The 10,869-nt window shown below is 68.8% G+C and carries 6 protein-coding genes and 1 rRNA gene; 2 read left to right on the top strand and 5 right to left on the bottom strand.

Annotation, left to right across the window (positions count from 1 at the left end; genetic code table 11):
- The coding region (locus MFF01_RS21125) for a VOC family protein (RefSeq protein ID WP_238228359.1) at window positions 1-151 on the bottom strand (151 nt) is incomplete at its 3' end.
- A 122-nt stretch (window positions 152-273) separates the two neighbouring features.
- Here MFF01_RS21125 and pepN point away from each other — a divergent pair.
- Together pepN and MFF01_RS21115 are read left to right on the top strand one after the other, a co-directional pair.
- Complete coding sequence (pepN, locus tag MFF01_RS21120; protein WP_238228357.1) at window positions 274-2,955, top strand: aminopeptidase N; 2,682 nt, start codon at window positions 274-276, stop codon at window positions 2,953-2,955.
- Window positions 2,956-3,131: 176 nt separating this feature from the next.
- A complete protein-coding gene (locus MFF01_RS21115; protein WP_238228356.1) occupies window positions 3,132-5,498 on the top strand; it encodes a PAS domain-containing sensor histidine kinase in 2,367 nt (788 codons plus the stop codon).
- 9 nt (window positions 5,499-5,507) lie between these two features.
- Here MFF01_RS21115 and MFF01_RS21110 read toward each other — a convergent pair whose 3' ends face one another.
- The 4 genes from MFF01_RS21110 to rrf all read right to left on the bottom strand — a co-directional run.
- Window positions 5,508-8,408: a bifunctional [glutamine synthetase] adenylyltransferase/[glutamine synthetase]-adenylyl-L-tyrosine phosphorylase gene (locus MFF01_RS21110; protein WP_238228354.1), complete on the bottom strand. Its 2,901-nt coding sequence runs from the start codon at window positions 8,406-8,408 to the stop codon at window positions 5,508-5,510.
- Window positions 8,405-9,844, bottom strand: coding sequence for a HAMP domain-containing sensor histidine kinase (locus MFF01_RS21105; RefSeq protein WP_238228353.1), 1,440 nt, complete (start codon window positions 9,842-9,844; stop codon window positions 8,405-8,407). Before MFF01_RS21105 ends, MFF01_RS21110 begins: the two co-directional genes overlap by 4 nt.
- On the bottom strand, window positions 9,844-10,542 hold the full coding sequence (locus MFF01_RS21100; RefSeq protein WP_238228358.1) for a response regulator transcription factor: 699 nt from the start codon (window positions 10,540-10,542) through the stop codon (window positions 9,844-9,846). Before MFF01_RS21100 ends, MFF01_RS21105 begins: the two co-directional genes overlap by 1 nt.
- 249 nt (window positions 10,543-10,791) lie before the next feature.
- Window positions 10,792-10,869, bottom strand: a 5S ribosomal RNA gene (gene rrf / locus MFF01_RS22220); the annotation flags it as partial.

Below are 10,869 nucleotides of genomic sequence, written 5' to 3'. Positions count from 1 at the left end.
CCGCTCCGGGCGACGCGGCGAGGAACACGAGGGTGAAGCGCCCATTCTCGTTGTCGATGCGGCGGACCTCGGTCAGCCCGAACGTATCGACGTAGAAGGCGAGGGCCTGGTCGAGATCGGCCACGCGGACCATGGTATGAAGGAAACGCATTGTCGTGAACTCTCCGGTTGCTGCGGCCTATGTGGTGGCCGGGCGAGCCCCGTCAACGGCGATGCGTTGCGCGCGGACGGGAAGCGATCCAAGAGGGAGGCCTTGCGACAGGCGAGGCATCCATGCGCACCGAAACCCCGATTCCGATCCGGCTCGCGGACTATCGTCCGAGCGATCACCTTATCGATCGGGTCGCCCTCGACATCAGCCTGGACGCCCACGCGACGCGGGTGACCGCGACCCTCAGCCTGCGGCCCAATCCGGCCGGCCGGGCGGGAGCGGATCTCGTGCTCGACGGCGAGGACCTCACGCTCCTGTCCTTCGAGCGCGACGGCGTCGCCTTGGCGCCGGACGCCTACACGGTGACGGACACGGCCCTCATCCTCAGGTACCCGCCGGCGGAGCCCTTCACGCTCACGATCCGCACGCAAGTCGATCCGAGCGCCAACACCCGGCTCATGGGCCTCTACCGCTCGAACGGCGTCTACTGCACGCAATGCGAGGCCGACGGCTTCCGCCGGATCACCTATTTCCTCGACCGGCCCGACGTCATGGCCGTCTACACCACCCGCATCGAGGCCGATCGCGAGGAAGCGCCGGTGCTGCTCGGCAACGGCAACCCCATCGAGGCCGGCGACGCGGGGCCGGGCCGGCACTTCGCCGTCTGGCACGACCCCCACCCGAAACCCGCCTACCTGTTCGCCCTCGTCGGCGGACGCCTCGACCGGCTGGGGGGCCGGTTCACCACCCGCGACGGGCGAGAGGTGGATCTCGGCATCTTCGTCGAGCCCGGAAAGGCGGAGCGCGCCGCCTACGCCCTCGACGCGGTCATCCGGTCCATGGCCTGGGATGAGACCGCCTTCGGCCGCATCTACGACCTCGACGTGTTCAACGTGGTCGCCGTGTCGGACTTCAACATGGGCGCCATGGAGAACAAGGGCCTCAACATCTTCAACGACCGCTACGTGCTGGCGAGCCCCGAGACGGCGACCGATGCCGACTATGCCGCCATCGAGGCGATCATCGCCCACGAATACTTCCACAATTGGTCGGGCAACCGCGTCACCTGCCGGGACTGGTTCCAGCTCTGCCTCAAGGAGGGGCTGACGGTCTTCCGCGATCAGGAGTTCTCCTCCGACATGCGATCGCGCGCGGTGCACCGCATCGGCGAGGTCCGCACCCTGCGAGCCCGTCAGTTCCCCGAGGATACCGGGCCCCTCGCCCATCCGGTGCGCCCGCAGCAATATGCCGAGATCAACAACTTCTACACGGCCACCGTCTACGAGAAGGGGGCCGAGATCGTGCGGATGCTGCGCACGCTCCTCGGTCCGGACGTGTTCGCACGGGGCATGGACCGCTACTTTTCGGAGTGCGACGGCACGGCCGCCACGGTGGAGGATTTCCTCGCCGCCTTCGCCGCCGTCTCGGGTCTCGATCTCACCGCCTTCGCGCGCTGGTACGAGCGCCCCGGCACCCCCGTGGTGACCGTCGAGGGCGAGCACCAGGCAGCGGCCGGCACCTACACCCTGCGTTTCCGCCAGGATCTGCCATCGGCACTCGCCCAGGGCCTCGGACGGCAACCGGGACAGGAAGCCGACGCGACCCCGCCCCTCGTGATCCCCGTGGCCCTCGGCCTGGTCGGACCGGAGGGCGTGCTCCGCGAGGCCGTGAGCGACCGGGTCCACGACGGCGTCTTCGTCTTGGAACGGGCTAGCGACACGATCACCTTCACGGGCGTTCCCGTCGCGCCGGTGGCCTCCCTGTTCCGGGGCTTCTCCGCCCCCGTGCGTGTCGCCGCCGTGGCGACGGATGCCGACCGTCTCGTCCTCCTGGCCCACGACACCGATCCGTTTAATCGCTGGCAGGCGGCGCAGGACGTCGCCATGGCGCGCCTCGTCGCCGACGCGCGCGGCGTGGACCGGCCCATGGACAATGCGGGGTTCGTCGCCGCCTTGGCGACGTTCCTCGATCGCGAGGCCCTATCGGATCCGGCCTTCGCCGCCCTCGTCCTCACCGTCCCGAGCGAAGGCGACATCGCCAACACCCTCGGCCAGTCCATCGATCCGGACGCGATCCACCGGGCCCGCACCGATCTGCGCCGGAGCCTCGGACGAGGTCTCTTCGAGCGTCTTACGCGTCTGCGCGAGGCGCTCGCGGACCCGGCCGGCAGCCGGTTCTCGCCGGACGCGGCCTCGGCCGGACGCCGCGCCTTGCGCAACGTCGCCCTCGACCTCATCGCAGGGGCCGATCCGCAGGCGGGGCTCGCCCTAGCCGCAGCGCAGTTCGACGCGGCCACGACCATGACCGACCGCCTCGCCGCCCTGTCCGCCCTCGCGCTGATCCCGGGGCCGACACGCGAATCCGCCCTCTCGGCCTTCGCCGAGCGCTTCGCCCACGAACCCCTGGTCCTCGACAAGTGGTTCGCGATTCAAGCGACGATCCCCGAGGCGGACACCCTCGACAGGGTCCGCCGCCTCCAGGCCCACCCGGCTTTCGCCATGACCAACCCGAATCGGGTGCGCTCCCTCGTCGGCAGTTTCAGTGCCGGCAACCCGACCCAGTTCAACCGCGCGGATGGGGCAGGCTACGATTTTCTCGCCGAGACCGTCATCGCCCTCGATCCCACCAATCCGCAGATTGCCGCAAAACTGCTCACGGGCTTCGGCTCATGGCGGATGCTGGAACCGGGGCGGCAAGCCAAGGCCGCTCAATCACTTGCGGCGATCGGCGCGCGTCCGGGCCTGTCGCGCGATGTCTCCGACATCGTCGGACGCATGCAAAATCTCGGCAAATCCCTGACTTGACAAGCTTTATTTTGCTCGAAAAGAGCCCTCGCCCGAGGCCGTTCCGGCGGCGTCGGGCGCGGCCGACGAGCAAAAAAGCGTGGACAACTCGGCCGTGAAAATGGTGTTATGAATTTAGATCGGAGCGCCACACCAAGTGCCTCCGCGACGAATCATCCTCACTGCGGAGTGACACCATGCTGGAGGCGGATTCCGCTTCCCTCTCCGCACGTGCGGACACGATTCTCGGCATTCACCGTCCGCAGACCCCGACCCACATCCGCTTCGTGCGGGCGGAAATCTGGCTGCGCGTCGCCCTGCCCGCCCTGCTCACGGCGTTCCTCGTCTGTCTTGCGACGGTGGAGGCGATGCATCTGAACACGCAGCGCCAGGACGCGATCCGGCATGCGGCCACCGATATTGAAGCCCTGACCCGGCTGGTTGCCGCCTCCCTCGCCCCGGGTGGGGACGAGACCGAAGCGAGGGACCGCCTCGCCACGCTTCTGCCCGCCTCCCTGCTGCCGGCCGGACGCCAGGTGTTCGTCACGGGAGCCGACGACATCATCGTCGCGTCCGTCCCCCCCTGGAGCGGCGGTCGTACGGCCATTGGGCAGATCGGCGATGTGCAGGCTCTGACCATTCTGCGCGAACGCGCCGGGGTGATGGCCGTGACATTGTCCGATGGCAGCGCGGCCCTCGCCGCCTTGAGCAGTCTCCCGGGCGGGCGCGGACAGATCGCCGTGCTCCAGCCCCTGGCGTCAGTGACCGCCGCTTGGACCGTCCAGACGCGCAACCACGCGATTCTGCTCGGGGCGGCAGCCCTGGTCATCATCGGCACCGGGATCGCCTATGTGCTCCAGACCCGCCGCGCCTATGCCGTCGACCGGGTCTGCGAGCAGATCAAGCAGCGCCTCGATACGGCGCTCGGTCGCGGTCGCTGCGGCCTGTGGGATTGGGACATCCCGCGCGGGCGGATCTACTGGTCGGATTCCATGTATGCCCTGCTCGGCTATCGCCGGGAGCGCGAGTTCATCTCCTTCGGCGACGTCAACGCCCTGGTTCATCCCGACGACGGCGATCTCTACAGCCTCGCCCGACACCTCGCCGCGAGCCAATCCACCGTGGATCACGAGTTCCGGATCCGTTCGGCGGCCGGCGTCTGGCTCTGGATGCGGATGCGGGCCGAGATCGTGCCCGACACCGTGGTGGGCGGCCGCCACCTCGTCGGCATAGCCCTCGACGTCACGGAGCAGCGCACCCTGGCCGAGCTCAACGCCACGGCCGACATGCGCCTGCGCGATGCCGTGGAGGCGATCTCGGAGGCCTTCGTCCTGTGGGATACGGGCAACCGCCTCGTTCTGTGCAATTCGAAGTTCCGCGATCTCCATGCCCTGAGCCCCGAGGACGCCGTACCGGGGCGGCGCTACGCCGAGATCATGGGACACGGCGTCCTCCCGCCGATCCGCCGCGAGATGCGCGAACTCGAGCATTCGGGAGCCACCGCCCGCACCTTCGAGGCCGAACTCACCGATGGGCGCTGGCTGCAGATCAGCGAGCGGCGCACCAAGGACGGCGGCTACGTCTCCGTCGGGACCGACATCACCAGTCTTAAGCGTCACCAGGAGCAACTGGTGGAATCGGAACGCGAGCTCATCGCGACGGTGAAGGACCTCAAGCGGTCCCGCCGGACCCTCGAACTCCAGACGCAGCAGCTTGCGGACCTCGCCGAGCGCTACCTCGACCAGAAGGCCCAGGCCGAATCGGCGAACCAGGCCAAGTCAGAGTTCCTGGCCAACATGAGCCACGAGCTGCGCACGCCGCTCAACGCGATCATGGGGTTCGCCGAACTCATGGAAACCGGCGTCTATGGCGTCCTCGGCTCACCGCGCTACACCGCCTATTGCCGGGACATCCGCGCGAGCGGTGATTATCTCCTGTCGGTCATCGACGACATCCTGAGCATGTCGCGCATCGAGGCCCATCGCGTGCGGTTGGTCCGCCGCGAGATCGCCCTGCCCGAGGCCATCGAGGCGGCCCTGAAGCTCGTCGCCGAGCCGGCCCGCGCCAAGGCCCTTTCCATCCACGTCGACCTCGTGGAGGACCTGACGCTGCTGGCCGACGACCGGGCGCTCCACCAGATCTTGCTGAACCTCGTCCAGAATGCCGTGAAGTTCACCCCCGAGGGCGATGGCCGGATCATCGTCAAGGCCCGTCCGTCCGGGGATTGCGTGAACATTTTCATCGAGGATTCGGGCATCGGCATCCCCAAGGCGGCCCTTCGCCGTCTCGGGGCTCCGTTCCAGCAGGTGGAAACCAACCTCACCCGGACCTATCCGGGCTCCGGCCTCGGCCTCGCCATTGCCCGGTCCATGGCCGAGCTGCACGGGGGCTCCCTGCGCCTGCGGTCACAGGAGGGCTTGGGCACCATCGTCCTCGTCCGCCTTCCGGCCCCGACCCCCGAACGTCTGCGCGATGCAGCCTTCGAGGCTTCGCACGAGATGATCGCATCGCTTCAAGCGGAGATGACGCCGCGGCAAGGAGCCCGGGAGCTTGCGCTGAACTGACGGGTCCGCTCAGGCGAGGAGCCGGTCGAACAGGCCGCGGACCTCGGCCCTATGGTCATCGAGCCGGACCCGCAGGTGGGCCGCATCCGGCATGCCGAGGGCCACGGCGAGACGCGTGAGCGCCACGGTCGAGGCCTGGCCCGGGTCCCCCGCCACCATCAAGCGCTGCCAATGCATGACGTCGTCGAACTGGCGGTAGGCGGCACGCAGGCGCTCGGCTTCATCCTGGGTGAGGAGGCCGTGACCGGCCGCACGCATCAGCACGTCCGGTGCCGGGAGGCCCACGAGATCGGGACAACGCGCGCCGTGCGCGAGGACGAGGGCCTGGACCAGAAAATCGAGGTCGAGGAGCCCGCCCGGCGCCAGCTTGAGGTCGAGGGGACCGGAGTCACCCTTCTCTTCCGCAACCAACGCCCGCATGGTCCGCACGGCGCCGTACACGTCCGACGGGTTGCGCGGCCGGGTCACCACGGCGGAGATGACGTCGAGCGACGCCGCGCCGAGGCCGGCATCGCCCGCGATCACCCGGGCGCGGGTCAGCGCCATGTGCTCCCAGAGTTCGGCCTCCGTCTCGTAATAGGCCCGGAGGCTGCGCAGCTGCACCGCCACCGGCCCTTGCCCGCCACCGGGCCGCAGGCGCAGGTCGACGTCGTAGAGATGTCCGCGCCGGGTCGGCACGGTGAGGGCCGCGACGAGACGCTGCGTCAGGCGATTGTAGGCGACGGCCGCGTCCAGAGGGCGCGGGCCAGCGCTCATGCGGGAGTCGGGGTCGAAATCGTAGACCACGACGAGGTCGAGGTCGGACTCGGCCGTGAGCTGGGACGAGCCGAGACGTCCAAGCCCCAGCACAACGATCCGCCCGCCCGGCACCGCCCCGTGCTCGGCGAAGAACGCCTGCGACACCCGCTCGTAGGCGGCGCCCACCACCGTATCGGCGATGGCCGAGTAGGCCCGCCCCGCCTCGACCGGCGCGAGCACGCCGGACAGCAGGCGCGCCCCCGTGAGAAAGCCGAGATGCCGGGCCGCGTCGCGTGTACGGTCGAGAAAATCCTCGTGGTCCGTGGGGTGTCCGAGGAGGGCGCGGAAATGGGCGGCGATGCCGCCGGGCTCGGGCGTCGGGGCCGCGAAATCCCGTTCCAGCACCGCGTCGAGGACGTGGGGGCTGAACGAGACGGTCTCCGCCAGGCGCGGGGCGGTGCCGAGGAGGTCGGCGAAGAGCAGGCGCAAGCGCTCGTTGGAGCGCAGGATGGTGAGGAGTTCGAGGGCCGCCGGCATGCGCGCGAACGCCCGGTCTAGGGTGTCGAGGGCGGTATCGGGATCGGCCGTACCGCCCAGCGCCTGCATCAGGGCCGGCACGAGTTCGGTGAGCACCTCTCGGGCACGGGCCGTGCGCACGGCGGGCCGCCGCCCGAAATGCCAGCCGCGCACGGTCTCGACGGCCCGTTCGGGGTCGCGGAACCCAAGGGTGCGCAGGGTCGCGAGCGTCGCGGGATCGTCGCCGGTACCACTGAAGACGAGATCGCCCACCGCCGCCGACAGGTCAGGCTCGGCCTCAAACAGCAGGGCGTAATGGGCCTGGACCCGGCGGGCATGGTGCAGCAGCGCTGCCTCGAACTCCGCCAGGGTCGCGAAACCGGCAAAGCGCGCAAAGCGTTCGAGGTCGTCCGACTCGGCGGGCAAACGCTGGGTCTGCTCGTCCCGCACCATCTGGATCCGGTGCTCGATGGTGCGCAGGAAGCCGTAAGCCTCGGCCAGCTCGTCACGGGCCGTGGCGTCGATCCAGCCCTCGTCGGTGAGGATGCCGAGCATCTCCACCGTGCGCCGGCCGCGCAAGGCGGGCCGGCGCCCGCCGAAGACGAGCTGCTGGGTCTGGACGAAGAACTCGATCTCGCGGATGCCGCCGCGCCCGAGCTTGATGTCGTGTCCGGCCACCGCGATGGCGTCATGCCCGCGCACGGCGTGGATCTGCCGCTTCATGGCGTGAACGTCGGCGATGGAGCCGAAGTCGAAGTATTTCCGCCAGACAAACGGACGCATATCGTCGAGGAAGCGCTGCCCCACCACGCGGTCGCCGGCGATGGGTCGCGCCTTGATATAGGCCGCGCGCTCCCAGTTCTGCCCGAGATTCTCATAGTAGAGATACGCGGCGTTCAGGGACACGGCTGTGGGGGTCGAGCCGGGGTCCGGCCGCAGGCGGTAATCGACCCGGTGCACGTAGCCGTCGGCCGTGCGCTCCTGCAGGAGCCGGGCGATGCCCTGCGCCAACTTGGCGAAGAACGGTGCCGGTGCGAGCCCCTCCTTCAGGGGGGCGACGGCGGGATCGAAGAACACCACCAGATCGATGTCGCTGGAATAGTTCAGTTCGCCCGCGCCGTGCTTGCCCAGCGCCAGGATCACGAGGCCGGACCCGGCCTGGAGATCGTCCGGATCGGCGGGCAGGAACCGGCCGAGGGCCGCCGCCTCGGCAAGGAGCGCGTCGGTCGCCGCCTGCACGGACGCATCGGCGAAATCCGAAAGGGCCGCCGTCACCATGGCGAGGGACCAGAGGCCACCGAGATCGGCCAGGGCCACAAGGAGCGCATGCTCGGTGCGGTTCAGCCGAAGGGCCCGGGCGACGGCGGGAAGATCGCCGGCGCCGCTGGCGGCCCGCTGCCGAGCGATGAGCTCGGCGTTCACGATCTCGGGTGCGCGCGAGGCAAGGTCGACGAAACGCGCTGGATTGCGGGCCACGATGGGCCACAGGAACGGGGAATGCTCAGCGAGCGCGAGGAGGAGGCTCCGCAGGGGCGCGTCGAGGAATCCAACCGGGAAGGCCGATTCAATATCGGCCAGGCGCGCGGCCGCGGCTTGCGGATCGACCAAGGGAGGCGCCTGTCGCAGGCGGTCACGGAAGCGGCCGGGCTCGGTCATGCGGGATCTCCCACGGCGAGGGCCGGAAGGGTTACCACGACCGCGAGGCCAGGGGCATTGTCGTTGAGACTGAGGGTCCCCTGATGGAGGCGCACGATGGCCGCGACGAGGCTGAGCCCGAGGCCGAAACCGGGCCGCGAGCGGGAATCCTCCAAGCGGACGAAGCGGTCGAGGACGCGCCCCCGCGCCTCCTCGGGGATGCCCGGCCCGCGATCGGCGACGGTCAGGCGGATCGTCGTCGCCTCGCGCTCCGCCGTGACGCGGATCCCGCCGGCCTGCCGGTTCACGGCACCGTACTTCACCGCATTGTCGATGAGATTGGCCAAGGCCTGACCGATGAGTTCGCGGCTCCCCACGAGCCGAAGGTCTCCCACCGTGACAATCTCAAGGGAGAGGCCCTCGTCCGCCGCCACCGCCTCGTAGAGTTCCCCGACTTCACGCGCCGTCACGCCGACATCGAATTCCGCCATGAGATCGCGGGCAGCGACGCCCTCCAGCCGTGCGATCATCAGGAGCGCGTTGAACACACGGATCAGCCCGTCGCTCTCCTCGATCACCCCCTCCATGGCGAGGCGCAGGTCGTCTTCGCCGCGGGCCGAACGCACGGCCTCGTCGGCCCGGTTGCGCAGGCGGGTGAGCGGCGTCTTGAGATCGTGGGCGATGTTGTCGGACACCTCCCGCAGCCCACGCATCAGTTCCCCGATCCGCTCCAGCATCTCGTTCAGGTTCTGCGCGAGGCGGTCCAGTTCGTCGCCGTTCCCGGCCACCGCCAGGCGGCCGCCGAGGTCGCCGGCCATGATCCGCCGGGCGGTCTCCGTCATGTCGTCGACCCGCTTGAGCACTCGGCTCGCGACAAACCAGCCTCCCACCACGCCGAGGACGATCACGAACAGCAGCGAGGTACCGAAGGTCCGGCCGATGACGGAGCGCAGGCGATCGCGCTCCTCGACATCGCGGCCGACCACGAGGCGGAACCCGCCCGGCAGGGTGAAGATCCGCATGATCGCGCGGTGCTCAAGGGTGTGCGATCCACTCCGGGCATAGGCCGCCTCGACCTGCCCGGGATCGGCGAGCAGGCCGGCCGGGAGGGCGCCGACATTGCCGACCACGTGCTCGCCCGCCGGAGTGGTCACGAGGTAGAGCGAGGCTCCGGGCTCGCCGGCCCGGCGCTCGACCACGGAGATCAGCCGACGAAGCCCTCCGGACTTGTACTGCTCGGACAAGCCGTTGATCTCGGCTTCGATGGTCGACACCATCTGATCGTCGAGGACCCGGTTCGCGTTCCAGGCAACGTAGCCGAGGGCCAGGAAGGCGAAGGTCGTGAAGATCAGGAGGTAGGCGAAGGACAGCTTGAAGGCCGTCGTGCGGAAGAGGTTCGTGAGTTTGGCGCGATCTTTGAAAGAAGCGACGGGAGACGCGTCGGACGCGGACGGCATCAGGCGCCGCGCGTGTCGTCGGCGCGCACGACGTAGCCCGCTCCTCGGATGGTGTGGAGGATCGGCCGATCGAAATCCTTGTCGATCTTCGCGCGCAGGCGCGACACGTGGACGTCGATGACGTTGGTCTGCGGGTCGAAATGGTAGTCCCAGACGTGCTCGAGGAGCATCGTCCGCGTCACCACCTGCCCCGCATGGCGCATGAGGTATTCGAGCAGGCGGAATTCACGCGGCTGCAGGGCGATCTCCTGTCCGGCGCGGGTGACGCGATGCGACAGGCGGTCGAGTTCGAGATCGCCGACGCGATACGCAGTCGCCTCCGTGGTGCCGACGGGCACCGTGCGCCGCCGCGCCAGAATTTCGGCACGGGCGAGGAGCTCCGAGAACGCATAGGGTTTGGGGAGATAATCGTCGCCGCCTGCCCGGAGACCCTTCACCCGGTCATCGACCTGGCCAAGGGCCGAGAGAATGAGAACCGGGGTGGTCACGGCCTGCTCACGCAGGGAGCGGATCAGGGACAGCCCGTCGAGCTTCGGCAGCATCCGGTCCACGATGAGCATATCGTAATCGCCCTCGCGGGCGAGGGCATAACCGTCGAGACCGTCATGGGCGAGATCCGGCACGTGGCCGGCCTCGCGAAAGGCCTTGGCGAGGTAGGACGCCGCTTCGCGGTCATCCTCGATGATGAGCAAACGCATGGGGCCGAACGATACGACCTCGAACCCCGCTGGGGAAGCGAATCCCATGGCCAGTCCCCTCCCCTCTCCGGCGATGGAGACAGGATGCGCCGGTCGCCATGGCCGTAAGCTGGCTCGGAGATGACGGTTTGGTCATGATCGGTCGTCCCGCAGGGAAAAGGCGGGTGTCCGAACGCGAACAGGCCGCCTCGTATGGAGGCGGCCTGTTTGGAGTGATCGTTTTGAGGGAATGGATGATGTGCTGTGCAGGTCTGGCGGCGACCGACTCTCCCGTGTCTTGAGACACAGTACCATGGGCGCTGGTGTGTTTAACGGCCGAGTTCGAGA

Origin of the sequence: Methylobacterium adhaesivum (genome assembly GCF_022179065.1) — a bacterium.
Lineage (GTDB): Bacteria > Pseudomonadota > Alphaproteobacteria > Rhizobiales > Beijerinckiaceae > Methylobacterium > Methylobacterium adhaesivum.
Note: the sequence above shows the minus strand (reverse complement) of the source record. Positions and strands in the feature narration are given on the sequence as shown.

Bases quoted from the DNA above. Each gene is read 5' to 3' on its own strand.
- pepN (WP_238228357.1), top strand. From the start codon at position 274: ATGCGCACCGAAACCCCGATTCCGATCCGGCTCGCGGACTATCGTCCG.
- MFF01_RS21115 (WP_238228356.1), top strand. From the start codon at position 3,132: ATGCTGGAGGCGGATTCCGCTTCCCTCTCCGCACGTGCGGACACGATT.
- MFF01_RS21110 (WP_238228354.1), bottom strand. From the start codon at position 8,408: ATGACCGAGCCCGGCCGCTTCCGTGACCGCCTGCGACAGGCGCCTCCC.
- MFF01_RS21105 (WP_238228353.1), bottom strand. From the start codon at position 9,844: ATGCCGTCCGCGTCCGACGCGTCTCCCGTCGCTTCTTTCAAAGATCGC.
- MFF01_RS21100 (WP_238228358.1), bottom strand. From the start codon at position 10,542: ATGCGTTTGCTCATCATCGAGGATGACCGCGAAGCGGCGTCCTACCTC.